General features: G+C 68.4%; 22 protein-coding genes and 1 pseudogene. 4 read left to right on the forward strand and 19 right to left on the reverse strand.

Annotation, left to right across the window (positions count from 1 at the left end):
- Window positions 1-92: 92 nt before the first annotated feature.
- From AB0H86_RS42815 to AB0H86_RS42845, 7 genes and pseudogenes are all read right to left on the reverse strand, one after another.
- Complete coding sequence (locus AB0H86_RS42815; RefSeq protein WP_362451622.1) at window positions 93-350, reverse strand: hypothetical protein; 258 nt, start codon at window positions 348-350, stop codon at window positions 93-95.
- 156 nt (window positions 351-506) lie between these two features.
- Window positions 507-1,532 carry a WYL domain-containing protein gene (locus AB0H86_RS42820; protein WP_362451556.1) on the reverse strand — a complete coding sequence of 342 codons (1,026 nt, stop codon included), beginning with the start codon at window positions 1,530-1,532 and terminating at the stop codon, window positions 507-509.
- A 15-nt stretch (window positions 1,533-1,547) separates the two neighbouring features.
- A complete protein-coding gene (locus tag AB0H86_RS42825) occupies window positions 1,548-2,501 on the reverse strand; it encodes a WYL domain-containing protein (RefSeq protein WP_362451557.1) in 954 nt (317 codons plus the stop codon).
- Window positions 2,502-2,630: 129 nt separating this feature from the next.
- Window positions 2,631-3,002 (reverse strand): FKBP-type peptidyl-prolyl cis-trans isomerase, encoded by a 372-nt coding sequence (locus AB0H86_RS42830; protein ID WP_362451559.1) that lies wholly within the window; start codon window positions 3,000-3,002, stop codon window positions 2,631-2,633.
- Between the two features lie 83 nt (window positions 3,003-3,085).
- A complete protein-coding gene (locus tag AB0H86_RS42835; protein ID WP_362451561.1) occupies window positions 3,086-4,096 on the reverse strand; it encodes an FKBP-type peptidyl-prolyl cis-trans isomerase in 1,011 nt (336 codons plus the stop codon).
- A 128-nt stretch (window positions 4,097-4,224) separates the two neighbouring features.
- Window positions 4,225-5,586 (reverse strand): Pup--protein ligase, encoded by a 1,362-nt coding sequence (pafA, locus tag AB0H86_RS42840; protein ID WP_362451563.1) that lies wholly within the window; start codon window positions 5,584-5,586, stop codon window positions 4,225-4,227.
- Window positions 5,587-5,595: 9 nt separating this feature from the next.
- A pseudogene (locus tag AB0H86_RS42845) lies at window positions 5,596-6,856 on the reverse strand (MFS transporter).
- 116 nt (window positions 6,857-6,972) lie between these two features.
- On the opposite strand from AB0H86_RS42845, the gene AB0H86_RS42850 reads away from it, so the two are divergent.
- Window positions 6,973-7,989, forward strand: a complete 1,017-nt coding sequence (locus AB0H86_RS42850) for a LacI family DNA-binding transcriptional regulator (protein WP_362451565.1) — start codon at window positions 6,973-6,975, stop codon at window positions 7,987-7,989.
- Between the two features lie 69 nt (window positions 7,990-8,058).
- Here the strand turns inward: AB0H86_RS42850 and prcA are convergent, their stop codons facing one another.
- The 6 genes from prcA to arc form a co-directional block, all read right to left on the reverse strand.
- Window positions 8,059-8,796 carry a proteasome subunit alpha gene (gene prcA / locus AB0H86_RS42855; protein WP_356771717.1) on the reverse strand — a complete coding sequence of 246 codons (738 nt, stop codon included), beginning with the start codon at window positions 8,794-8,796 and terminating at the stop codon, window positions 8,059-8,061.
- Window positions 8,797-8,859: 63 nt separating this feature from the next.
- Window positions 8,860-9,705: a proteasome subunit beta gene (prcB, locus tag AB0H86_RS42860; protein WP_362451567.1), complete on the reverse strand. Its 846-nt coding sequence runs from the start codon at window positions 9,703-9,705 to the stop codon at window positions 8,860-8,862.
- Window positions 9,657-10,250, reverse strand: a complete 594-nt coding sequence (locus AB0H86_RS42865; RefSeq protein WP_362451569.1) for an endonuclease VII domain-containing protein — start codon at window positions 10,248-10,250, stop codon at window positions 9,657-9,659. The genes prcB and AB0H86_RS42865 overlap by 49 nt, the downstream gene beginning before the upstream one ends.
- A gap of 32 nt (window positions 10,251-10,282) precedes the next feature.
- A complete protein-coding gene (locus AB0H86_RS42870) occupies window positions 10,283-10,498 on the reverse strand; it encodes a ubiquitin-like protein Pup (protein ID WP_030932625.1) in 216 nt (71 codons plus the stop codon).
- A gap of 155 nt (window positions 10,499-10,653) precedes the next feature.
- The gene (gene dop / locus AB0H86_RS42875; protein ID WP_362451571.1) at window positions 10,654-12,165 is read right to left on the reverse strand and encodes a depupylase/deamidase Dop; all 1,512 of its coding nucleotides are present in this window, start codon (window positions 12,163-12,165) and stop codon (window positions 10,654-10,656) included.
- 245 nt (window positions 12,166-12,410) lie between these two features.
- A complete protein-coding gene (arc, locus tag AB0H86_RS42880; protein WP_362451573.1) occupies window positions 12,411-14,177 on the reverse strand; it encodes a proteasome ATPase in 1,767 nt (588 codons plus the stop codon).
- Window positions 14,178-14,422: 245 nt separating this feature from the next.
- Between arc and AB0H86_RS42885 the strand changes: the two genes are divergently transcribed.
- Window positions 14,423-14,728 (forward strand): ferredoxin, encoded by a 306-nt coding sequence (locus AB0H86_RS42885; protein ID WP_362451575.1) that lies wholly within the window; start codon window positions 14,423-14,425, stop codon window positions 14,726-14,728.
- Between the two features lie 58 nt (window positions 14,729-14,786).
- Here AB0H86_RS42885 and AB0H86_RS42890 read toward each other — a convergent pair whose 3' ends face one another.
- From AB0H86_RS42890 to AB0H86_RS42900, 3 genes are all read right to left on the reverse strand, one after another.
- On the reverse strand, window positions 14,787-15,365 hold the full coding sequence (locus tag AB0H86_RS42890) for a hypothetical protein (RefSeq protein ID WP_362451577.1): 579 nt from the start codon (window positions 15,363-15,365) through the stop codon (window positions 14,787-14,789).
- Between the two features lie 229 nt (window positions 15,366-15,594).
- Window positions 15,595-16,497 (reverse strand): tRNA (adenine-N1)-methyltransferase, encoded by a 903-nt coding sequence (locus AB0H86_RS42895; protein WP_362451578.1) that lies wholly within the window; start codon window positions 16,495-16,497, stop codon window positions 15,595-15,597.
- Window positions 16,498-16,547: 50 nt separating this feature from the next.
- Window positions 16,548-18,128 (reverse strand): site-2 protease family protein, encoded by a 1,581-nt coding sequence (locus AB0H86_RS42900; RefSeq protein WP_362451579.1) that lies wholly within the window; start codon window positions 18,126-18,128, stop codon window positions 16,548-16,550.
- 175 nt (window positions 18,129-18,303) lie between these two features.
- Here AB0H86_RS42900 and AB0H86_RS42905 point away from each other — a divergent pair, with 175 nt between their 5' ends.
- Entirely contained in the window at window positions 18,304-19,383 is a 1,080-nt protein-coding gene (locus AB0H86_RS42905) for a RecB family exonuclease (RefSeq protein ID WP_362451581.1), read from the forward strand.
- Window positions 19,384-19,397: 14 nt separating this feature from the next.
- Window positions 19,398-20,069, forward strand: coding sequence for a response regulator transcription factor (locus AB0H86_RS42910; protein WP_362451583.1), 672 nt, complete (start codon window positions 19,398-19,400; stop codon window positions 20,067-20,069).
- 88 nt (window positions 20,070-20,157) lie between these two features.
- Here the strand turns inward: AB0H86_RS42910 and AB0H86_RS42915 are convergent, their stop codons facing one another.
- The 3 genes from AB0H86_RS42915 to AB0H86_RS42925 all read right to left on the reverse strand — a co-directional run bounded on the left by AB0H86_RS42915 (window position 20,158) and on the right by AB0H86_RS42925 (window position 24,551).
- Window positions 20,158-21,735: an ABC transporter substrate-binding protein gene (locus AB0H86_RS42915; RefSeq protein ID WP_362451585.1), complete on the reverse strand. Its 1,578-nt coding sequence runs from the start codon at window positions 21,733-21,735 to the stop codon at window positions 20,158-20,160.
- A gap of 64 nt (window positions 21,736-21,799) precedes the next feature.
- On the reverse strand, window positions 21,800-23,407 hold the full coding sequence (locus AB0H86_RS42920) for an ABC transporter substrate-binding protein (protein ID WP_362451587.1): 1,608 nt from the start codon (window positions 23,405-23,407) through the stop codon (window positions 21,800-21,802).
- Window positions 23,408-23,855: 448 nt separating this feature from the next.
- On the reverse strand, window positions 23,856-24,551 hold the full coding sequence (locus tag AB0H86_RS42925) for an HAD family phosphatase (protein WP_362451590.1): 696 nt from the start codon (window positions 24,549-24,551) through the stop codon (window positions 23,856-23,858).
- Between the last annotated feature and the right edge of the window lie 9 nt (window positions 24,552-24,560).

Below are 24,560 nucleotides of genomic sequence, written 5' to 3' on the forward strand. Positions count from 1 at the left end.
GAAGCCGAGAGTGGGGGAGTCGGCAACCGACGACAACGCGGCAGATGTGCGTGCCACACCCCGCGTCTGCGGCGTGATCCAAACGACAGGCCCTACGGGGATTGCAGCCGCAGCGTGCTGACCCCGCCCCCGGTGAGGAGCTCCACGATCCGCTCGCCGGCGGGCTTACGGACCGAGGCACCGCACTCGGGGCAGGTGAAGGAGTAGAACGTGGTGCGGCTGCTGGCACCGATGGCCAGGCGCAGGGCGCTCGCGGCGAGCTCGAAGCGACCCCGGCAGTCCGGGCAGCCCGCCTTGAACGTCACCGGCGTCACGCTTCTCATCCCGGCGAACGCGGAGGCCACCGTCATTTCCGCACCGGACGTCGACGACTCGCTCAAAGCCCCTGCTCCTCTTCTTCTGGGCGTTCGCCACCGGGGCGCCACAACCGGTTCCGCGGAGGGAGAGCGTGCTCAGCCCGTCGAGCCGCCAAGCGGTCTCCCCGCGAAACCGGCACGCCCCGCGGCTCACTTCCGCCGGTCGTACTGCCCGTCATCCATCCCGTGCGCCTCGGCCCCGTCGTACGCCGCCAACGCCCCGCGGGCCGCCTCGCGGGCGCTGTCGGCGAGGTCACGCGGCGAGACGATCCGGCCGTCGCGCCCGAGGCGCAGCGCCAGCCGCCTGAGGGACGTCGGATCCGGGGTCCGCAGGGTGATACGCAGCCCACCGTCCGCAAGCTCATCCGCACTGTCGTGCGGGTAGTACTCGGCCACCCAGCGGCCGCCCGGGCCGACCTCGACGACGACCTCCGGGTCCTCCGCGGCCGGCTGCACCAGCGCCTCGGACAGGTCCCGCAGCTCGATCTCGGGCGGGGCGGACGGCTCGTCGAGGATCTTGATCTCGGCGACCCGGTCGAGCCGGAAGGTGCGGCGCGCCTCGGAGCGCCGGCACCAGGCCTCCACATAGGTGTGCCCGACACTGACCAGCCGGATCGGGTCGATCTCGCGCTCGGTGACCTCGTCACGGGCGGGCGAGTAGTAGCGGATCCACAGGCGGCGCCGCTCGGAGATCGCCCGGTCGACGTCCGCGAAGACCCCGCCCTCGGCCTCGAAGGTGACGGACAGCCGGGAGCTGGCGCCCGCCTGCTCACCGGCCGCGGCCTCCACCTTGGCGGTCGCACGCAGCAGCGCCTGCCGGTCGCTCTCCCGCAGGCCCGGCAGCGTGGACACCGCGCGGGCGGCGACCAGCAGCGCGGTCGCCTCGTCGGCGGCGAGCCTCAGCGGCTCGGCCGCCTCCGCCCCGAGAGCGGCGGGATTGTGCCACCAGATCCGCTCACCGTCGGTGTCGATGTCAAGCAGGTCACCGCCCCGGAAACTGGTGCCGCACATGGGCAGGATGTCGAGGTCGGAGACCAGTTCGTCCTCGGTGATCCCGAAGGCACGGGCCACGTCCTCGACCCGGGCCCCGGGCCGCTCCCTCAGATACGTCACCAGGGACAGCATCCGCCGGGTCTGGTCGATGGCGTTGCCGGGCCTGGCCGGTTTTCCCACCACGTTCTTACGTCCCCCTCAGCCCTTGGCCACGGCGCGCAGCCGGTCCACCACATCGGCCCGCAGCTCGGCGGGCTCCAGGACCATCACGTCCGGCCCGAACTCCACCAGCCAGGCGTCCAGGCCATGACCGTACGGGATCTCCAACTCGTCCCAGCCGTCGCCCAGTTCCCGCACGGAGGTGGCCCTGGCCCGCAGCGGGTACCCCGCGCCGGTTCGCAGCCGGATCAGCGCGGAGCGTTCGGCGTTCTCCCCCGCCCAGCTCGCGACGGTCTCGCGCACGGTGACGACGTCCGGCACCGGGGCGGTGAAGCTCGTACCCCGGGAGCGCACCCGGCCGGTGATCCGGGACAGCCTGAAGACCCGCTCGGCGCCCCGGTCACGGTCGAAGCCGGCCAGGTACCAGTGGCCGCGCCAGCACTCCAGCGCCCACGGCTCGACATGGCGGGGTTCGGGATGGGCGGCGTTGGCCTTGCGGTAGTCGAACATCACCGGACGCCGGTCGCGGCAGGCGAGCATCAACGGTTCGAACGCGGCCTCGTGCACCGGGATCCGGGGCTCCAGCGCGCTGTGCGCCTCATACGGGTCGACGTCCTCCGGAAGGCCCGCCGCGCGCAGCTTCTGCAGGGCGCCGCTGGCCGCGCCGGCCAACCGGGCCTGCTGCCACACCTTGGCCGCCAGGCCCAGGGCCGCGGCCTCCTCGGCGTCGAGGGTGATGGGCGGGAGGCGGTTGCTGTCACGACGGGCCAGGTAGCCGACCTCACCGTCGAGGTTCTCGACCGTTTCGATGACCAGACCGAGTTCGCGCAGATCGTCCTTGTCGCGCTCGAACATCCGGTTGAAGGAGTCGTCGGACCCCGCTTCGAGGTAGGCCTCGATGGACTCACGCAGCTCGCGCTTGCTGAGCGGCCGCCGGGTCCCGAGCAGACACAGCGCCAGGTTCATCAGCCGCTCGGCCTTGGCAATGGCCATCGACGCCCTTCGCCTCCCTATGGTGCTTACGGACGATGACCGTACCGCCCCGCAGTGGCGCGGCAAAAGCCGAGGGCCCATGCCCGGACAGGCATGGGCCCCAGGTGGTCGAGACCGGTCGTACGACGATCAGACCCCGAGGAGGTCGACCACGAAGATCAGCGTCTCGCCGGGCTTGATCGCCGGGCTCGGGCTCTGGTTGCCGTAGGCGAGGTGCGCCGGAATGGTCAGCTGACGGCGACCGCCGACCTTCATGCCCTGCACACCCTGGTCCCAGCCCTGGATGACCCTGCCGCCGCCCAGCGGGAAACGGAACGGCGCACCACGGTTCCAGCTGGCGTCGAATTCCTCGCCCGTGCTGAAGGAGACACCCACGTAGTGGACGGTGACGGTCTGGCCCGCCTGCGCCACCGCGCCGTCACCCTCCCAGATCTCCTTGATCTCCAGGTCCGCCGGGGGCTCGCCGCCCGGGAAGTCGATCTCGGGCTTGTCGATGCTCACGTCTCTAGCTCCTGCTTGTGTACGGAAAGGCAACAAACACAGTCTTGCATCTCGGCGCGGTTACAGCCCGGCCAGGACGTCGACTACATCTTGGCCAGGATGTCGACCGAGAAGACCAGCGTGGAGTCCTTCTCGATACCGCTGCCCGCCGGCGGGCTGTCCGCGTAGCCCAGCTTCGGCGGGATGACGATCAGGACGCGGCTGCCGACCTTCTTGCCGGTCAGGCCCTGCGCCCACCCCTTGACGACCTGCTGGAGCGAGAACGACGTCAGCTTGCCGCTGCTGTACGTCGAGTCGAACTCCTTGCCGGTCTCCCAGATCACGCCCTTGTACTGCACCAGCACGGTGTCCTGCGCGCCCAGCTTGTCGCCGTCACCCTCGATGACGTAGTTCGCCACCAGCTTCGTCGGCGCGTCGGCCTTGGGGACGTCGATCGAGGGCGCCTTGCCGTCGGTGTTGGTCCCCACCTTCGGCAGGTCGGCGTCGTCCTGGGCCACGTCCTTGCCCTTGGCGGAACTCTTGGCGCCGAACGTGTCCTCGATGTCGAACACGAACACCAGCGTGTCGGTGCCCTTGACACCCACCTGCGCGTTACCCGTCTTCCCGAACCCCCAGGTCGGCGGCACCGAGAACTCCACCCGGCTGCCGGTCTTCTTGCCCGTCAACGCGTACCGCCAGCCCTCCATGGTGCTGCCCTGGGCGATCTGGGTCAGCAACGGCGCCTTACGGTCGTAGGAGTTGTCGAGGACCTTCGCGGTGTCCCAGAGCTGCCCCAGGTAGTTCGCCAGGATGAAGTCGCCCTCCGCAACGGCCTTCCCGCCACCCGCGACGACCGTCTTCACCGCCAGCTGCTTCGACGGGTCGCCGCTGCCCTTGGCGACGGTCGGCTTCTCACCGAACTTGGTGCCCTTGGTGATCGCCGGCAACGGCCCGTCGACGATCTTGGGCGGGGGCGCGGCCGAAGCCGAGGCCGACTCCGACGCCGCAGGCGACGCGCTGTCGCTCGCCTTACTCGTGTCGGACTTGTCGTCGCTGCATGCGGCGAGCGTGACCAGTCCGGTGGGTACGGCGATGAGCAGTGAGCGTCGGCGCACAGTGGGGGCCTCGTAATCGGTCGATCTTGTTGATGGAGTGCGCGCAACTCTACGACGTGAGAAGGGCGCCGTACGCGAAACGTACGGCGCCCGTGTTGCGTTCCGCGTGATACTCCGGAACGCGCTGCTCACATTCCGGCGATGAGCTTCTCCACCCTGTCGTCCACCGAACGGAACGGGTCCTTGCACAACACGGTGCGCTGCGCCTGGTCGTTGAGCTTGAGGTGCACCCAGTCGACCGTGAAGTCACGGCGCTGTTCCTGCGCCCGCCGGATGAAGTCGCCACGCAGCCGCGCCCGAGTGGTCTGCGGCGGAACCGACTTGCCCTCGAAGATCTTCAAGTCGTTGCAGATCCTGGCGGCTTGCCCCTTCTTCTCCAACAGGTAGTACAGGCCACGACGACGATGGATGTCGTGGTACGCGAGGTCTATCTGCGCGACCCGCGGGTGGGACATGGTCATGTTGTGCTTGGCCCGGTACCGCTCGATGAGCTTGTACTTCATGACCCAGTCGATCTCGGTGCCGATCCGGTCGAGGTCCTCGGCCTCGATCGAGTCCAGCGTGCGGCCCCACAACTCCAGGACCTGCTCGACGGTGCCGGTGCGGATACCGCGGCGCTCACAGAAGTCCACGGCCTTCTCGTAGTACTCACGCTGCACGTCCAGCGCGGAGGCCTCCCGGCCGCTCGCCAGACGCACCTTGCGCCGCCCGGTGATGTCGTGACTGACCTCGCGGATCGCCCGGATCGGGTTCTCCAGGGTCAGGTCCCGCATCACGGTGCCCGCCTCGATCATGCGCAGCACCAGGTCGGTGGCGCCGACCTTCAGCAGCATCGTCGTCTCGGACATGTTCGAGTCGCCCACGATGACATGCAGACGCCGATAGCGCTCGGCGTCCGCGTGCGGTTCGTCGCGGGTGTTGATGATCGGCCGGGAACGGGTTGTCGCCGAGGAGACACCCTCCCAGATGTGCTCAGCCCGCTGGCTGACGCAGTACACCGCGCCACGCGGGGTCTGCAGCACCTTGCCCGCCCCGCACAGAAGCTGACGGGTGACGAGGAACGGAATGAGAATGTCCGCGAGTCGGGAGAACTCGCCATGCCGCGCCACCAGATAGTTCTCGTGGCATCCGTACGAGTTGCCCGCAGAGTCTGTGTTGTTCTTGAAGAGGTAGACGTCGCCCGCGATTCCCTCCTCGTGCAGGCGTCGTTCGGCGTCCACCAGGAGTCCTTCGAGAATGCGCTCGCCCGCTTTGTCGTGCGTGACCAGTTCGGTCACGTTGTCACATTCGGGTGTCGCGTATTCCGGATGTGACCCGACATCGAGATAGAGGCGGGCGCCGTTTCGCAGAAAGACATTGCTGCTACGGCCCCATGACACGACACGGCGGAAGAGGTACCGCGCCACCTCGTCGGGAGACAGGCGTCGCTGTCCCCTGAACGTACACGTGACGCCGTACTCGTTCTCCAGCCCGAAAATGCGGCGGTCCATGAGTGAACATTACGCCCGATCCCCCGAGCTGAAACGGGGTTCGGCAGCACGGTTTGGATCATTTTCCGGTGAAGACGCAACCACCGCGCCCGCACCAACACCTGCGAGTACCCTCCCCGTGGCCAGCAGAACCACCAGCGACACGGCCCCCGCCGCACCCGGCACGGCGAAACCCCACAGCGCCCCCGCCCGCCTCGACGACCGGCCCCGCAAGCCCCGTCCCGACGGACGTACCCACGGTGAACGTCGTCACAAGCCAGGAGAACGCCTCGGTGACCGTCCCCCGCGGAGCATGCCGGTCGACCAACACGAAGGCACACGCGATGACAGGCGCCAGAAAGACACCGGCAAGGACCGTCAGCAACGTCATCGCGACCACACCCGGCATCAGCGTCAGCGGCAGATAACACACCGCCAGAAACGCCACGAGGGCCCGCAGTCGCCGCGCCGGCTCACCGGTCCACCGCCGCGCCCCGTAGAACAGACCGCCGATCAGCGCACCCAGCCCGATGCCCGCCATCAGCCAGCCGTACACCGCGCCACCGCCGTGGTCGTCCGCGTACGACACCCCCGCCACCGTGATGGAACCGAGCGCGATACCGACGAACAGAAGCGCACCGAGCAGGGCGAGCAGTCCGCTCGAGCGCAACGCACCGAGCCAGTGCGCCTCGCGCGGCGCCGAACGCCACGCGCGCGAGGGCGGCGACACGACCACGGAGAGCGCGCCCAGCACCCCGACGACGTTCAGGGCGAGCAGCGCCGCCATTTCCGACCACAGCGACACACACAGCGTGACGAGCAGCGGCCCGACGGTGAACATCACCTCCTGCGCTATGGCGTCCATGGCGTACGCCGTGTGCACCTTGTCCTCCCTGCCGAGGACGGAGGGCCACAGCGCCCGCAGGCCGCCCTCCAGAGGCGGCGTGAAGAGCCCGGCGGCGGCCACCGCGGCATAGGCGAGCGGCAGCGGCCCGATACCCGAGACGGCGAAGACGGCCATCGCCAGGCCCGACAGGATCGCCGCCGAGAGCTGGACACGCGGCTGGCCGTGCAGGTCCACCAGCCGCCCCAGCACCGGCTGCCCCACGGCGTTGGCCACACCGTACGCGGCCACCAGTCCGCCGGCCAGGGTGTACGAACCGCCCTCCGCACGCACGAACAGCATGATCGCGATCGCGGCGGTGGCGTTCGGCAACCGCCCCACCAGCGTCCCGACGAGCAGCCGGACGGCATGCCTCGCCCTGAGGAGGTCCAGGTATCCCGCGGCCATGTCCCACCCTTTGTTCGCCCGGTGCGCCGGTGACGCATGGGGTTTTACGTATAACGTCCCCGGTCATACGTACCATGTGCGCTGTTCACCCGTCCAGACGAAAGCGCAGGCAGCCGGTGGCCCGAGGCAGCACCCGCCCCACCAGCCGAGACGTCGCCCAGGCCGCCGGCGTCTCCCAGGCCGCGGTCTCCCTGGTCCTCGGCGACAAATGGCGCGGCCGAGTATCGGAGACCACCGCCGAACGCGTCCGCGAAGCCGCACGCGAACTCGGCTACCGGCCCAACCTGGCAGCCCGCAACCTCCGCCTCGGCCGCACCCGCACCGTCCTCCTCGTGGTACCCGCCCTCACCACCGAGTTCTTCGCCGGCGTCTACACGGGCGCCGCCCGCGTCGCCGCCGAACACGGCTTCGGCGTCGTCCTGTACCCCTCCCCCGAAGGCATCGGCCCCGCCCGCGACCCCTTCGCCTCCGCCCAGGCCGCCCTCGACGGCGTCATCGCCTCCTCCATGGCCGCCGACGCCCTCACCGCCATCCGCGGCGACCAACTCCCCCTCGTGATGCTGGACAGCGACCCCTCCGGAAGCCTCGGCGCCGCCACCGTCAACCTCGACATCACCGACGGAGTACGACAGGTCACCGAACACCTCCTGGACCTGGGCCACCGCCACTTCCTCCACCTCGCGGCGGACGTGCCCTCCTGGACCTTCGAGATCCGCGCCCGCGAACTCGCCACCCGCACCGCCACGGTCCCCGGCACCACCGTCCGCACGATCCGCGCACCCCTGTCCATCGAAGACGCCACGGCCGCCACCCAGACCGCGCTCTCCGCCCCCGGCCCCCCGCCCACCGCCGTGGTCTGCGACGACGACAAACTCGCCGCCGGCGCCTACAAGGCCCTGCGCCGCCTCGGCCTGCGCATCCCCGACGACATCTCCGTCACCGGCCTCGACGACCTCGCCCTCGCCACCGCCATCGACCCCGAGCTCACGACCGTACGCCTCGACTCCGAGCTCTTCGGCGAACGCGGAATGCGGGCCCTCCTGGCGGTCCTGGAGGGCCGTACACCGGACGCAGGGGACATTCCCGTCGAGCTGGTCGTCCGGGGCTCCACAGCACCCCCCAGGGCCTCCTGAAACGACCTGTGCCCCGGCCGAGTGGTCGACCGGGGCACACAAGACGTCCAACAGACGAGACGCGAGACGTCACTCCTCCTCGGAGCTCTCCGCCTCCGTGGTCGCCCCACCCGCCTCCAGCAACCGACCGAGCTGACGGCCGACGATCCGCTTGAACTTACGCTTCTGCGGCCGCGTACGGTCCAGCACCGCGACCTCCAGACGCTCCGCGGGAATCTCCCGCTCACTGCCGTTCGTATCGCGGGACAACGCCTGCACAGCGAGCTCGAGCGCCCCCGCCAGACTCATACCGTCCTGATGACGCTGGTCCAGATAACCACTGATCTGCTCGGCATTACCGCCGACAGCGACCGAACCATGCTCGTCCACGATCGAACCGTCATGCGGCAACCGATAGATCTGGTCACCCTCCGGCGTCTCCCCGACCTCGGCGACCACCAACTCCACCTCGTACGGCTTCTCGGCCGCACTGGAGAAGATCGTGCCCAGCGTCTGGGCATAGACGTTCGCCAGACCACGAGCGGTCACATCGTCCCGGTCATAGGTGTAACCACGCAGATCCGCGTAACGCACACCACCGATCCGCAGATTCTCGTACTCGTTGTACTTGCCGGCGGCCGCGAAACCGATCCGGTCATAGATCTCACTGAACTTGTGCAGCGCACGGGACGGGTTCTCACCGACGAACACAATGCCGTCGGCATACTGCAGCACGACGAGGCTGCGACCACGAGCGATGCCCTTACGGGCGTACTCCGCCCGGTCGGCCATCGCCTGCTGGGGGGAGACATAGAACGGCGTCGACACCGGTTATCCGTCCCTTTCTGTCGAAGTCACTGGACCACCTGGCAAGAAAACCGAACCCGCCGACTACAAAAGCGCGGCGCGCGGACCGTCGGGCTGCTCCAGCCGCCGCTGCAGGATCGAACGGGCGATCTCGGAGGACTCGTCATCGGCAAGCCGACGGAAGCCGTCCTCAGTGATCACAGTGACGATCGGGTAGATCCGGCGAGCGACATCGGGACCACCGGTCGCCGAGTCGTCGTCTGCCGCGTCATACAGAGCCTGCACCACAAGAGTCGTGGCCTCGGCCTCGCTCAGGTCGTCACGGTAGAGCTTCTTCATGGCACCCCGCGCGAAGATCGACCCTGAACCGGTCGCGGCGAAGTTGTGCTCCTCCGAACGACCACCGGTCACGTCGTACGAGAAGATACGGCCCTTGTCCCGGTCCACATCGAACCCGGCGAACAACGGGACCACGGCCAGACCCTGCATGGCCATGCCGAGGTTGGAGCGGATCATGGTCGACAGCCGGTTCGCCTTGCCCTCCAGGGACAACTGCGCCCCCTCGACCTTCTCGAAGTGCTCCAGCTCCAGCTGGAACAGCTTCACCATCTCGACGGCCAGACCCGCGGTGCCGGCGATACCGACAGCCGAGTACTCGTCGGCCGGGAACACCTTCTCGATGTCCCGCTGCGCGATGACATTGCCCATCGTGGCGCGACGGTCACCGGCGAGCACGACACCACCCGGGAACGTCGCGCCCACGATCGTGGTGCCGTGCGGCGCCTCGATCACACCCTGGGTGGGCGGCAGCTGCCGGTTGCCGGGCAGGATCGCCGGCTGGTGCTCCGACAGGAAGTCCATGAAGGAGGACGACCCAGGCGTCAGGAAGGCAGCTGGTAGACGCCCGGTGCTACGAGTGTTGGCTTCCACGCGATTCCTTCCAAGTAAGCGGCGGCCCGACGGACGGCGTCGGGGTCGTCTCCCAACTTGCCGATGGCCGAATTGCAGTTGAAGCACAGTACGCCTCGGACCCTACCCGTCTTATGGCAGTGATCCACATGTACGGCGGGAGCTTTCAGGCAGATCACGCAGAGCCCCATTTGAGAGGCGACCATCTCGTCACGCTCGGCTTCGGTGATGCCGTAGTGGCGCTTCAGGTGTCCTACGCGCCCTTTCCTTGCCCGACAGGCCTTGCAGCTCGTCGAGAGGCCGTCAGACGCCGTTGCATTGCGGTGCCACTCGCTGTGCGGCTTGATCTCCTCACAGCTCCGGCAGAACTTGTGCCCCTCAGGCGTCTCCACGCGCGGCCGCACGTTCCTGCCCTTCGCCAGTTGCCGGGCCTGGTGATAGGCGGCCCAGCACTCCCGGCAGTAGGCCTGCAATCCATCCCGGGCCGTCTTGTTACTGGCGAAGGCTGCCCGTGGCTTCGACTCCTTGCACCGCGAGCAGCACTTCACACCGTCTTCGCTTGCCAACTCGAGAATCCCCGAGGCCTTCGATTCGAAGGCTACTCGCCGCCCTTCTGAACGAAACTTCGAACGAAGTCCTCGGCATTCTCCTCGAGCACATCATCGATTTCGTCCAGGACGGAGTCCACGTCGTCGCTCAGCTTCTCCTGGCGCTCCTTGAGATCTTCGGATGCCTGCGCCTCGGGCGCCTCCTCGACCTCCTCGGTGTTGCGCGTCGCCTTCTGCTGTCCGCCGCCGGTGTCCTTGGTCGCCATAACCCTCACCCCGCTCGGTTCGACGTTCTTGATCAGACCCTACAAGCAGGGTCCGACATCGGCCCCGCAGTTTCCTCAACGTTCGGGGACCACCTCGATGATTCCCGGACGCCGAGCATTCCACCCTGTGGGCCGCGTCGGCCCCGAGTACCCCCTCAGCCGCCCGACAGCACCCTGACCAGGTCTTCCGCCGTACGACAGCGGTCCAGGAGCTCCTTGACGTGATTACGCGTTCCGCGAAGCGGTTCCAGGGTTGGGACCCGCTGGAGCGAGTCCCGCCCCGGCAGGTCGAAGATCACCGAGTCCCAGGAGGCCGCCGCCACGTCGTCCGCGTACTGCTCCAGGCAGCGTCCACGGAAGTACGCGCGGGTGTCCTCCGGCGGCTTCGTGCGGGCCCGCTCGACCTCGTTGTCGTCCAGCAGGCGCTTCATCCGGCCACGGGCCGCCAGCCGGTTGTAGAGGCCCTTGTCGGGGCGTACGTCGGCGTACTGGAGGTCCACCAGGTGGAGCCGGGCGGCGTCCCAGTCGAGGTCGTCCCGGCGTCGGTAGCCCTCCATGAGTTCCCGCTTGGCGACCCAGTCCAGTTCGCCGGCCAGGCTCATCGGGTCGTTCTCCAGGCGGTTGAGGGTGTCCTCCCAGCGGGCCAGCACGTCCTTGGTCTGGTCGTCGGCGTCCGCGCCGAACCGCTCCTCCACGTACTTGCGTGACAGTTCGAAGTACTCCATCTGCAGCTGGACCGCGGTGAGTGTCCGGCCGCTGCGGAGTGTGACCAGGCGCTTGAGTGTCGGGTCGTGGGAGACCTGGTGGAGCGTGCGGACGGGCTGGTCCACGGCCAGGTCGACGGCGATGAAGCCGTCCTCGATCATGGACAGCACGAGCGCTGTCGTGCCCAGTTTCAGATAGGTGGAGATCTCCGAGAGGTTCGCGTCGCCGATGATCACGTGGAGGCGGCGGTGTTTCTCGGCGTCGGCGTGCGGTTCGTCCCGGGTGTTGATGATGGGGCGCTTGAGGGTGGTTTCCAGGCCCACCTCGACCTCGAAGTAGTCGGCGCGCTGACTGAGCTGGAAGCCGTGCTCGTGTCCGTCCTGGCCGATGCCGACGCGGCCCGCTCCGGCGAAGACCTGACGGGAGACGAAGAACGGCGTGAGGTGGCGCACGATGTCCGAGAAGGGGGTTTCCCGCTTCATCAGGTAGTTCTCGTGCGTGCCGTAGGAGGCGCCCTTGTTGTCGGTGTTGTTCTTGTAGAGGTGGATCGGCTGGGCGCCCGGGAGCTGCGCGGCCCGTTCCGCGGCCTCGGCCATGATGCGTTCGCCGGCCTTGTCCCAGAGGACGGCGTCCCGGGGGTTGGTGACCTCGGGGGAGCTGTATTCGGGGTGCGCGTGGTCGACGTAGAGCCGCGCGCCGTTGGTGAGGATCACGTTGGCGAGGCCGATGTCCTCGTCGGTGAGCTGGCTGGAGTCGGCGGACTCGCGGGCGAGGTCGAAGCCTCGCGCGTCCCGTAGCGGGTTCTCTTCCTCGAAGTCCCAGCGGGCCCGTCGGGCCCGGTGCATCGCCGCCGCGTAGGCGTTGACGATCTGGGATGAGGTGAGCATGGCATTGGCGTTGGGGTGGCCGGGGACGGAGATCCCGTACTCCGTCTCGATGCCCATTACTCGCCGTACGGTCATGCGGCCCTCCTTGCCCGGCGGCGTCCTCGGTCGGGGACGCCGCTCACGTACCGCTGGCGCTCCGGTGCGTGTGCGGTGCCCGTCCCCGCACTGCGCGACTCGGCGGTACCGAAGAGCCTAGAACGCCTCTGCGCTGGTGGGGAGATCATTTGCGTCATTGCCTTGCACGCCTCTTGTCACGGCCGTCGCCTGGAAAACAGTCGGCTGCGGGTACCCGGTGAGGGCACCCGCAGCCGCCCTGTGTTTTACAGGTACTGACCGGTGTTCGCCACCGTGTCGATGGAGCGTCCGGTGTCCGCGCCCTGCTTTCCGGTGATGAGGGTACGGATGTAGACGATCCGTTCGCCCTTCTTCCCGGAGATGCGGGCCCAGTCGTCCGGGTTGGTGGTGTTCGGCAGGTCCTCGTTCTCCTTGAACTCGTCCACGCAGGCCTGGAGGAGATGGGAGACGCGGAGACCCTTCTGACTGTGCTCGAGGAAGTCCTTGATCGCCATTTTCTTGGCGCGGCCCACGATGTTCTCGATCATGGCGCCGGAGTTGAAGTCCTTGAAGTAGAGGACTTCCTTGTCGCCATTGGCGTAGGTGACTTCCAGGAAGCGGTTTTCCTCGGATTCGGCATACATGTGTTCGACTGCCGTCTGGATCATGCTTCCGACGGTGGTCGCCTTGCTGCCGCCGTGCTCGCCGACGTCGTCGGAGTGCAGCGGGAGGCGCTCGGTGAGGTACTTGCCGAAGATGTCCTTGGCCGCTTCGGCGTCCGGACGTTCGATCTTGATCTTCACGTCGAGTCGGCCGGGCCGCAGGATGGCGGGGTCGATCATGTCCTCGCGGTTGGAGGCGCCGATCACGACCACGTTCTGCAGGCCCTCCACGCCGTCGATCTCGGCGAGCAGCTGCGGGACGATGGTGTTCTCCACGTCCGAGCTGACACCCGAGCCTCGGGTGCGGAAGAGGGATTCCATCTCGTCGAAGAAGACGATGACGGGGGTGCCCTCGCTGGCCTTCTCTCGAGCACGCTGGAAGACGAGGCGGATCTGCCGCTCGGTCTCGCCGACGTACTTGTTCAGGAGCTCGGGGCCCTTGATGTTGAGGAAGAAGCTCTTGCCCGTGGCCTGTCCGGTCACCTCGGCGACCTTCTTGGCCAGCGAGTTGGCGACGGCCTTGGCGATGAGCGTCTTGCCGCAGCCAGGGGGCCCGTACAGCAGGACGCCCTTGGGCGGCCGCAGTTCGTGCTCCTTGAACAGGTCGGGGTAGAGGTACGGGAGCTCGACGGCGTCGCGGATGGCCTCGATCTGGCCGCCGAGGCCGCCGATCTGCTCGTAGCCGATGTCCGGGACCTCTTCGAGGACGAGTTCCTCGACCTCGCTCTTCGGTACGACCTCGTACACATAGCCGGAGCGGGGTTCGAGCAGCAGGGCGTCTCCGGGACGGATGGTGACGTCCATCAGCGGCTCGGCGAGCCGTACCACCCGTTCCTCGTCGGTGTGCCCGACCACGAGGGCTCGCTCGCCGTCCTCGAGGATCTCCTTGAGGGTGACGATGTCGCCGACGCTCTCGTACTCCATGGCCTCGACCACGTTGAGTGCTTCGTTGAGCATCACCTCCTGGCCGCGCCGGAGGTCGTCGAGTTCCACGCTTGGGCTGACGTTCACCCGGAGTTTGCGGCCGCCGGTGAAGATGTCGGCCGTGCCGTCCTCGTTCGCCACGAGGAAGACACCGAAGCCGGCCGGCGGCTGTGCGAGCCGGTCGACTTCTTCCTTGAGGGCCACGATCTGGTCGCGGGCCTCACGGAGCGTGTTCGCGAGTCGCTCGTTCTGGGCGGACACGCCGGCCAGGTTGGTCTGCAGTTCGACGATCCGCTCTTCGAGAATCCTCGTGTGTCGCGGAGAGTCGGCGAGCTTGCGTCGCAGGACGGCGATCTCCTGCTCAAGGTAGGCAATCTGCCCGGCGGGGTCTTCGGACCCTCGTCCCGGGCGGATGCCGCGGTTCATGTCGTCGTCGTGGGCTGCCACGGTCCTCACCTCCTCCAAGGGGAGCTGGACGCTTCCAGACCCTACCTGGGTGGGTGTCGATTGAAACCCCTAGATCACAAAGACGGTCGGGGTGTGTCCGATCTTCACCCTTGCGCTCTCCCTCACGCCAGGGGAATACCCACCGAACATGGTTGGGAAGCCGACGGAGGTAGGGTCGAAGTGTTCAACACCCGTCAGAGCTGGCCGGATTCCCGGTCGGGTCGGCACAGAAACGGCAAGGAGAGATGGACGTGCATCAGGAGGCCGGGGCCGGTGTCGAAGGGCTGGAGGTCTGGATCGATCAGGATCTCTGTACCGGTGACGGCATCTGTGCCCAGTACGCGCCGGAGGTGTTCGAGCTGGACATCGACGGACTGGCCTATGTCAAGGGTACGGGCGAGGAGCTGTTGCAGGACAGGGGTGCCACAACGCCCGTACCGTTGCCGCTTCTCACGGATGTCGTGGACTCCGCGAAGGAGTGCCCGGGCGCCTGCATCCATGTGCGTCGGGTTTCGGACCTGGTCGAGGTGTACGGGCCCGACGCGGAGTGACCGTACTGACACCTGTTGTGATCGCTGTCTGATTTCTCACATGTGCTGGTGTCACGGGTCAGACGGTGTGTGAGCCGGCGGGTGTCGAGCGGACGAACGCGCCGTTCTTCCACTGCCACTTCGCGCTGTCCTTCACGTCCGGGCAGCAACTGGGCACGTCGGCGGTGGAGTAGCCGAGGAGCGTGGCGACGACGGCGTGGTCCCGCAGGGCGAAGTCGGTGACGGTCTGCCGGTCCTTGGGGTCGACCAGGGTGGCGACCACTCGGGGTTTGCCGGTGTCCGTGGACCGGGTGAGTACATACACGCCGTCGGGCGGGGTGCCCATGGGGGCGTCGCAGTGCACCACGGCGACCGTTTCCGGCCTGCCGTCGCCGTCAAGGTCTTCGTGAGCCTTTTTCACCACGATTGCCTTGACCGGTCCGCATTCGATCGGGAAGTCGGCGTCCGCGGGGTCGGGGGGCGTGATGCCGGAGGGGGCGGTTCTGGTCTGGGGGCCGGCTGCCTGGGCCGCGGTGGCCGGGTTGGGTTGTAGGACCGAAGAGAGGGCCACCACGCCGGCGACCGCCGTCGCGGTGGCGACCCAGTGGATCGGTCGGGTGTGGGTGGCTGCCAGTTCCGGGACGGCGGATTGCTGCACTAGGAGCGTCTCCTGAGGGCTGTGCCGGTGGGGGTGGCCTGCATGGTGCCACACGTCACAGTCCGGGGGGAACGGCGGGGTGGGGTTCGGCCCGCCGGGGTGTTACGGATTCTGGTGCCGTGTCAACACCGGTACGGCGTGGCCCAGTTCCCGGGGTGTCGTGGGAACTGGGCCAGGGTGATTGTGCGTTGTCCAGGGTGTTGGTGCGTTGTCTCTCTTGCGGGCCGCCTCAGCGGGTGGCGCCGCCGTCGGCGTTGGGGCCGGAGTAGTCCTCGCCGTAGGCGCCCTTGGCGGGGCGGCGGCGGCGCATGGGGGGTTCGACGCCGTCGGCGAGGCGGCGGGCGGTGAGGAGGAAGCCGGTGTGGCCGATCATCCGGTGGTCCGGGCGGACGGCCAGGCCCTCGACGTGCCAGTTGCGGATCATCGACTCCCAGGAGGTCGGCTCGTTGAAGCAGCCGATCTCCCGGATGGACTCGACGGTCCGGGCGAGCTGCGTGGTGGTGGCCACGTAGCAGCACAGGATGCCGCCGGGCACGAGGGCCTTGGAGACGGCCTCCAGGCACTCCCACGGGGCGAGCATGTCGAGGATGACGCGGTCGACGTCGGCGTCGGACAGGTTGTCCTGGAGGTCACCGACGGTGAGCTGCCAGGCGGGGTGGGGGGCGCCGAAGTAGCGCTCCACGTTCTGCCGGGCGATGTCGGCGAAGTCCTCGCGGCGTTCGTAGCTGTGCAGCATGCCCTGGTCGCCGATGGCGCGCAGCAGGAAGCTGCTGAGCGAGCCGGAGCCGACGCCGGCCTCTACGACGCGTGCGCCGGGGAAGATGTCGGCGAAGGCCAGGATCTGCCCCGCGTCCTTGGGGTAGACCACGGCGGCGCCGCGGGGCATGGACAGGACGTAGTCGGGGAGCAGGGGGCGCAGCGCGAGGTAGGCGACGTTCCCGGTGGTGCGGACAACGCTGCCCTCGGGAGCACCGATCAGTTCGTCGTGCGGGAAGGAACCCTTGTGGGTGTGGAAGTTCTTCCCGGCTTCGAGCGTGAACGTGTAGTGGCGGCCCTTGGGGTCGGTCAGCTGAACCTGGTCCCCGACCTTGAAGGGCCCGCGACGGCGGGCGGCACCGGTCGGTTCGGACATGTGAACAGAGTACCGGTCCCGGCGGGGGCCGCCGACCATCGGGGCGGGCGCTAGGAGGGCCTGGCCATCGCCTTCACGAAGGCGCGTTCCACGTCGGCGGCGGAGAGGACTCCGTAGATCTCGCCGGTCTCCTCGACGACCAGGTACTCGGTGGCGGGGGTGGTGCGCAGGGCGTCCAGGAGGTCTTCTCCGGCCAGTTCCGCGGAGACGCGCATGCCGTCGGTGAGGTCCTGGGCGAGGCCGCTGACGGCGACCCAGGGGCGGCGGTGTTCGGGTACGCCGACGATGGCGGCCTCGCGGACGAGGGAGAGGGGGTGTCCGTCGGTGTCGACGACGACGAGGGCGCGGGCTCCGGCGGCGTTGGCGCGGCGCAGGGCCTCGGAGAGGGGGGTGTGGGTCTCCACGGGGACGGCGCGGCGGGTGAGGGTGCGGGCGCGCAGGTGGGGCAGGTGTTCGCGCAGTCGGGCCACGCGCAGGCTGTTGCCGGCGCCGGTCCAGATGATGGCGGCGAGGATGGCGGCGAGCAGGGCGTCCATGACGGTGTCCATGCCGACGTTGTCCTCGGCGTTGGAGCCGAGTGCCCCGGACTGGGTGAGCAGGGGCAGGCCGATGAGGACGGAGACGGCGAGGACGCGGCCGACCCAGGCGGCGGCGACGGTGCCGGTCATGGGCCTGCCGGTGATCTTCCAGACGACCGCGCGGAGCATCCGGCCGCCGTCGAGGGGCAGGCCGGGCAGCAGGTTGAAGGCGGCGACGATCAGGTTGGAGATCATCAGACCGGCCAGCAGGACGCCGGGGACGGTGCCGGGTTCGACGGGCAGCATGGCGAGGTAGAACAGGCCGGCGAGGACGAGGGAGAGCAGGGGGCCGACGAAGGCCAGGACGAACTCGCGACCGGGGGTCTCGGCCTCTTTCTCGATCTCGGAGACGCCGCCGAAGAACTGGAGCTGGATGCGGCGGACCGGGAGTTTGAAGCGGAGGGCCGCGACGGTGTGGGCGAGTTCGTGGATGAGGACGGAGGCGTAGAAGGCGACCGCGAAGAAGAGGGAGACCAGGTAGCGGGCGGCGCCGAGTTCGGGCAGCACGCGGTCGAGTTGTCCGCCGAACACCCAGGTGATCAGGGCGGCGACGAGGAACCAGCTGGGGGCGACGTACACGGGCACGCCGAACGGCCGCCCCATCAGCAGTCCGCCTCCGGGGCCGCGCTCGCGGCGGGGCGGGCGGCCCTTGGTGACACCGGCGCGGGCGAGGGTCCGGTCGTCGTCGCCGGTGTGGGGGTGGTGGGCCGTGGTGTCGTTCGCGGGGGCCTTGTCGGTGGCCTTGTCCCCGTTCTCGTCCCCGTTCTCGGTCCCGTCCCCGTCCCTGTTCTCGGTCTCGGCCCTCTTCTTGGCTGCAGCGTCCTCGGTGGTCTTGTCGGTTGCGTCGTCGTCATGCGGGGGCTGTAGCGGCGGGTCCAACCGACGTACGACCATGGTGGGTTCGTCGGGTGGTGGGGCCTCGCCGGTGTCGGTGCCCTGGGGGGGCTTGCCGGGGTGTGCGGGGCCGGTGGCCGGGGTCGCAGGTGTTGCGGGGCGCTCGGTCGGCTCGTCGTTACCGGACCGCGGCTGCCCGCTCCCGCCGCTCTCGTCCACGGTGTCCCCTCGCTCGAAGCGTCTCCCGCGCCTGCCGGACGGGATGGTCTCGGGTCGATGGTATGCGGCCGTCGGGACGCGTTCCGCCCCGGCACCCCCTGCGTTTCCCCGGTCGTCGCGCCGGTGGAGGCCTGGGCTGGGTCACTGTCAGTGGTGGGCCGTATGGTCTGTGGTCATGGAGACGAGCACGGAGGGCGTGGCGGATTCCGCCGACCGAGGCACCGCGCAGACGGCCCCGCCGGTCACGGCCGAGGCGGCGGCGACCGCGACGGTGGCCGGGCCCGGCGACGACGCGGCGGCGGGGCCCGTCGTGGTCATCGGGGCGGACACGGCGACGGCAGTGATCACGGCGAGCGCGGACACAGCGGTGGCGGAGGACGAGAGAGCCCCGGTCGGGCCGTCGGCCAAAGCGCCGTCCTCGCTGTCCCCCTCGCGTGCCGGCGACTTCATGCAGTGTCCGCTGCTGTACCGGTTCCGGGTGATCGACCGGCTGCCCGAGAAGCCGAGCGAGGCGGCGACGCGCGGCACGCTGGTGCACGCGGTCCTGGAGCGGCTCTTCGATGCCCCGGCGACCGAACGGACGGCGCCTCGTGCCAAGTCGCTCGTCCCCGGTCAGTGGGATCGGCTGCGGGAGACTCGGCCGGAGGTCGTCGAGTTGTTCGCCGACGATCCGGAGGGCGAGCGGCTGACGCGCTGGCTCGGCGAGGCGGAGCGGCTCGTGGAGCGGTGGTTCACGCTGGAGGACCCGACGCGGCTCGAACCGGTCGAGCGTGAGCTGTTCGTCGAGACGGAGCTGGACTCGGGGCTGAGACTGCGCGGGATCATCGACCGGGTCGACGTGGCGCCCACCGGCGAGGTGCGGATCGTCGACTACAAGACGGGAAAGGCGCCCCGCCCCGAGTACGCCGAGGGTGCGCTGTTCCAGATGAAGTTCTACGCCCTGGTGGTGTGGCGGCTGAAGAACGTCGTCCCGCGTCGGCTGCAGCTGGTCTATCTGGGCAGCGGTGACGTCGTGACGTACGACCCGGTCGTCGCCGACCTGGAGCGCGTCGAGCGCAAGCTGCACTCTCTGTGGGAAGCGATCCGGCAGGCCACGGAGTCCGGGGACTGGCGGCCGCGTCCGACCAAGCTGTGTGGCTGGTGCGACCACCAGGCGCACTGTCCGGAGTTCGGCGGTACTCCCCCGCCGTATCCGCTCGCAGTGAGGGCGGCCGAGTCCGAGGCCGGGGCGCAGGGCAGAATGGGGCCGGACTAGCGAAGGAGACTTACGTGGCCATCCGCGTCCTACTGGTCGATGACCAGCCCCTGCTGCGCACCGGCTTCCGGATGATCCTGGAGGCCGAGCAGGACCTCGCGGTCGTCGGCGAGGCCGGAGACGGCCTCCAGGCTCTGGACCAGGTGCGGGCGCTGCAGCCCGACGTGGTCCTCATGGACATCCGCATGCCGCGGATGGACGGTGTGGAGGCGACCCGGCAGATCACCGGACCGGGTCGGGACGGCCCGGCCAAGGTGCTGGTGCTGACCACCTTCGACCTCGACGAGTATGTGGTGGAGGCGCTGCGGGCGGGTGCCAGTGGCTTCCTGTTGAAGGATGCCCCGGCCAATGAGCTGGTGCAGGCCATCCGCGTGGTGGCGTCCGGTGAGGCGATGCTCGCGCCGAGCATCACGCGTCGGCTGCTCGACAAGTACGCCACGCATCTGCCGTCCGGTGACGAGCCGGTTCCGGACACCCTGCACACGCTCACCGACCGTGAGGTGGAGGTGCTGAAGCTGGTGGCGCGGGGGCTGTCGAACGCCGAGATCGCGGCGGATCTCTTCGTCAGCGAGACCACCGTCAAGACGCACGTCGGCCATGTCCTCACCAAGTTGGGGCTGCGTGACCGGGTGCAGGCCGCGGTGTACGCCTACGAGAGCGGGCTGGTGCGCCCCGGCGCGCAGTAGGTGGTGCGCGATCGCGGTCGGCGGTCCTACGACGTGGCGGGCGCTCCCTGTGAACAGGGGGCGCCCGCCATGTGTGTGCGGCCGTGTGTCAGCCCTTGCTGAGTTCCCAGAAACGGAAGACGGTCGAGGCGTCGAGGCAGTACTCCAGGCCGTAGACGCCCTCGCGGGTGACGGCGTACTGCTTGGCCTGCCAGACCGGGAGCACGGGCAACTCGTCGGCGACGATGTCCTGGAGCTTGCCGTAGTCCGCGTCGGTGGCGGAACGGTCGCTCTGGGCGGCGGTCCGCGGGATGAGCGTGCCGGTGATGGTGTTGTTGCTGTAGTTGTTGCCCAGCACGTTGCCCTTGCCGAAGAAGGGGGCCGTGAAGTTGTCGGCGTCCGGGTAGTCGGGGACCCAGCCCTTCACATAGACGCCGTACTTGCCGGCCTCGATGTCCTTCTCGTACTGGTCGAAGGCGACGGACTGCACGTCGGCATCGAACAGGCCGCTGGCGTTGAGCTGTGCGGCGATCGCCTTCAGCAGGGAGCCGGTGGCCGGACCGTAGCGGGACGGGGTCGACCACAGGGTCAGCTTCACCTTGCCGGCGATGCCGTCGGCGTCCAGCGCGGCGGCGGCCCTGGCCTTGGAGGGGCGGGCGCCGTAGGTGTCGAAGAAGGCCGTGTTGTGGCCGGCGATACCGGCCGGGATGATCGAGTACAGCGGGGTGGCCGTGCCCTGGTAGACGTCGTTGATGAGGGCGTCGCGGTCGATCAGGTAGGCCATGGCCTTGCGTACGCCGAGTTGTCCGGCGACCGGGTCGTCCATGTTGAAGACCAGGTGCTGGACCTCGGCGCTGGTGCCCTCGACGAGTTCGACCTTCTGGTCGTCGCCCTGCTCGATGTCCGCGATGTCGCTCGCGCCGAGGCCTCGGTAGGCGATGTCGATCTTGTTGTCGAGCAGTTCCTGCCTGAGCGCGGACTGGTCGCCGTGGAAGAGCTTCAGTGTCACGCCGTCGTTGTGGACGTCGGCGGTGCCCTTGTAGTTCTCGTTGACCGAGAAGACGGCCTCGTCCTCGCTGAAGGAGTCCAGCTGGTAGGGGCCGGAGCCGACCGCCTCGCCGTCCTCGCGCAGTCCGTCGGCGTCGTACTGGGTGTGGTCGACGAGGGAACCCGCGCCCGAGGCGATCTTGCTGGGGAAGGTGGCGTCGGGTGTGTTGAGGTGGAAGACCACCGTCTTCTCGTCCGGCGTCTCGACCTTGGAGAGCATGGGGAACATGATCGCCGGGCCCGCGTCGTCGTTGATCTTCAGCATGCGGTCGAAGGAGAACTTCACGTCCTGCGAGGTGAGCGCGTCACCGTTGCTGAACTTGAGGCCGTCCTTCAGGGTGCACTCGTAGACCTTGGTCGCCTCGTCCGTGAAGGCGCAGCGCTTGGCGGCCTCCGGCTGTGGTTCGGTGCTCCCCTTGGGGAAGCTGAGCAGCGACTGGAACACGTTGTTGAACAACAGCCAGGAGCCCGGGTCGTAGCCGGAGGCGGGGTCGGTGGCCAGGACGTCGTCGGACATCCCCATGACCACGGACGAGCCGCTGTCCCCGGAGTCACCGGACTCCGTTCCACAGGCGGTCAACAGGCCGGAGGCCAGCCCTGCCAGGATGGGCAGGACCGGCCACTGGGTGCGCAGGTTCACGTGGTGCCTTGTCGTCGTCGGACCCCGGGCCGCCCTCCCGGGCCCCCGGACAGGGCGGGCTGTGTCAGTCGTCGCTCACACCGCGGCTGAGCTCCCACAGCTGAAGCGTGGAGGAGGAGTTGAGCACGTACGCGGTCCCCGTGACGTCGTCGCGGGCGGCGACGTACTGCTTGCCCTGCCACAGCGGCAGGACGGGGACCTCGTCGGCGACGATGTCCTGGATGTCCGTCAGGCTGTCGGCGGCGGTGAGCCGGTCCGACTCGCGGCGCGACTCCGGGATCAGCGTGTTGCGGATGACGCTGTTCTCGTAGGGCGAACCGATGGTGTTGTCCTTGTCGAGGAACGGCGCCAGGTAGTTGTCGGCGTCCGGGAAGTCGGGGAACCAGCCCATGCCGTAGACGTCGTACGCGCCCTTCTGCTCGGCCGGGCGGAAGGTCTCCCAGGGCGTGCCCTTGATGTCGACGTCGAACAGGCCGGTGTCGTTGAGCTGCTTCTGCAGAACCTCGAACTCCTGCTTGGTGGCCGGACCGTAGTGGTCGGTCGTGTAGTGCAGGGTCAACTTCACCGGGGTGGTGATGTTCGCCTGGCTCAGCGCGGACTTGGCCTTGGCGGTGTTCGGTTCGCCGTAGGTGTTGAAGAACGAGTTGGAGTGGCCGGTGATGCTGGCCGGGACCATCGAGAACAGCGGCTCGGCCTGCGAGCCGTACACCTTGGCGACGAGTTCGCTGCGGTTGATGATCTGGGCCATCGCCTCGCGGACCGCCTTCGACTTCACGGACGGCGCGTCGGTGTTGAAGCCGAGGTAGCGGATCTCCAGGCCGGGGAGCTCGACCAGGTCGACGTTGCTGTCCGTTCCGTCGGCGAGCTTGTCGATCTGCTCCGGCGACATGGTGCGGGTCATCAGGTCGAGGTCGCCCTTGTCGAGCGCGGCGCCCATGGCCTCGGCGTCCGCGTAGGAGCGCATCTCGACCTTGTCGTTGTTCACCGTCAGCGTCCCCGTGTAGTTGGGGTTCTTGGTGAACACGACGTCGACGAGCTCGTCGTTCTTGACGTTGGCCTGCAGCGTGTACGGGCCTGAGCCATCCACGTCGAAGCCGTCGCGCAGCTTGTCCTCGGCGTAGTCGTCGGGGTTGACGATGCCCGCGACCGGGGTCGACAGCTTGTACGGGAAGGTCGCGTCGGCCGTCTTGAGGTGGAAGATCACCTCGCTGTCGCCCTGGGTCTCGACGGTGTCGACCGTGGACAGCAGGGCGAAGACACCGCTGTCGGCCTTCAGCTCGAGGGCGCGGTCGATGGAGTACTTCACGTCCTTCGCCGTGACGGCGTCGCCGTTGGCGAACTTGAGGCCGTCGCGCAGGGTGCAGGCGTAGCGTTCGTTGCCGCTGTCGGTGAAGCCGCACTTCTCGGCGGCCTCGGGCACCGGGTCGCCGTCGCCCTTCGGCATGATCATCAGGGTCTGCACGGTCTGGCGCAGGATGTTCCAGGTGCCGACGTCGTAGGCGTAGGCGGGGTCGAGCGGCGCCGGGGCGTCCTTCGTGGCGGTGAACCGGTCTGTGGTGCCGACGACGATCGCGCCGTCACTGTCGCTCCCGCTGTCGGACCCACCGCAGGCTGCGAGCACCGGCACCAGCAAGCCGATCACGGCCGGCAGCACCAAAGTCTTGCGGTTCATGCTCGAAGTTCTCCAGAGCTGTCGAGTCCGTGTACCCGGCATGCAGGGGTGTCGATGCGGATCACGGGGTAAGGGTGATGTTCTCATCAGGAGATTAGTCCGCACCAGCACGAGGGTTCGCGGCGACCGTAGTTGAGGAGTCATCACGCAGCGAAACCAGCTGTGGACGGACCGAAAACCCGAGGGGGGAAGGATTCGTGCAGGCTCTCACCAATCGGGACACAAGGACGCGCCTGCACCCCTGAAACGGGGGTGAGCTGCACACCTCGATCACGCTGTCGAGCCCGAACGGCGTGGGGAACGTCACATACTCAGTGGTGTGGAGTGGCACCGGAATTCAGCCATCCGGTGCGGTTCGAATTCCTTCGGACACAGTGCGTGGAATTCCCGCGCTATCGGGTCCGTACGCTGGGTGAACGCCCCGGCGCATTTCCGTCATCAAGCGCCGTCAGAGCGGCATCAGACCGCGCAGAAATGCCAGGTCCACCTCTTCGAGCGAGGTCACGACGGTGCGCCGGGCGGCCGGGGCGATGGGCGCGACGGAGGGCACCGCCACCACCTGGCAGCCGGCCGCTTCGGCCGCGGCGACGCCGGTCGCGGTGTCCTCGACGACCGCGCACCTGGCTGGCTCCGCGCCGAGTCCGGCGGCGGCGAACAGATACGGGTCGGGGTGCGGCTTGGTGCGCCCCACCTCGTCGCCGGCGACGGTGAGCGCGAAGTACTGGGGGCCGAGCGAGGTGAGGACCCGGTCGATGATGCGCCGGTGCGAGGCGGAGACCAGCGCCGTGGGGATCTCGTGCGCGGCCAGTTCGGCCAGCAGCCGGGCGGCTCCCGGCATCACCGGCAGTGCCCGGTCGATGCGGTCCTCGAAGCCCTGGTTGAGCAGCACCGTGAGTTCGGCGAGGGTGATGTCGGCGCCGGTGGCCTCGATCAGGAAGCCGGCGCTGCGGGTCATGGGGCCGCCGACGACGACATGGCGCCAGGACTCGTCGAGGGTGTGTCCGAGACGGGCGAAGACCTCGGCCTCGACGTCCCACCAGAAGCCCTCGGTGTCCACCAGGGTGCCGTCCATGTCGAGGAGCACGGCCTGCAGCGCGGAGCCTTCGGCCGTACGGGTCACTGGTGCGGGAATCGTGCTGGTCATCCACGTACC

It is taken from the genome of Streptomyces sp. NPDC050997, from assembly GCF_040660135.1.
GTDB lineage: Bacteria > Actinomycetota > Actinomycetes > Streptomycetales > Streptomycetaceae > Streptomyces.

Excerpts from the sequence above, each read along its gene's own strand:
- AB0H86_RS42815 (WP_362451622.1), bottom strand. The coding sequence starts at position 350 with ATGACGGTGGCCTCCGCGTTCGCCGGGATGAGAAGCGTGACGCCGGTG.
- AB0H86_RS42825 (WP_362451557.1), bottom strand. The coding sequence starts at position 2,501 with ATGGCCATTGCCAAGGCCGAGCGGCTGATGAACCTGGCGCTGTGTCTG.
- pafA (WP_362451563.1), bottom strand. The coding sequence starts at position 5,586 with ATGGACCGCCGCATTTTCGGGCTGGAGAACGAGTACGGCGTCACGTGT.
- AB0H86_RS42870 (WP_030932625.1), bottom strand. The coding sequence starts at position 10,498 with ATGGCGACCAAGGACACCGGCGGCGGACAGCAGAAGGCGACGCGCAAC.
- dop (WP_362451571.1), bottom strand. The coding sequence starts at position 12,165 with ATGACCGTACGGCGAGTAATGGGCATCGAGACGGAGTACGGGATCTCC.
- AB0H86_RS42885 (WP_362451575.1), top strand. The coding sequence starts at position 14,423 with ATGGACGTGCATCAGGAGGCCGGGGCCGGTGTCGAAGGGCTGGAGGTC.
- AB0H86_RS42895 (WP_362451578.1), bottom strand. The coding sequence starts at position 16,497 with ATGTCCGAACCGACCGGTGCCGCCCGCCGTCGCGGGCCCTTCAAGGTC.
- AB0H86_RS42905 (WP_362451581.1), top strand. The coding sequence starts at position 18,304 with ATGGAGACGAGCACGGAGGGCGTGGCGGATTCCGCCGACCGAGGCACC.
- AB0H86_RS42920 (WP_362451587.1), bottom strand. The coding sequence starts at position 23,407 with ATGAACCGCAAGACTTTGGTGCTGCCGGCCGTGATCGGCTTGCTGGTG.
- AB0H86_RS42925 (WP_362451590.1), bottom strand. The coding sequence starts at position 24,551 with ATGACCAGCACGATTCCCGCACCAGTGACCCGTACGGCCGAAGGCTCC.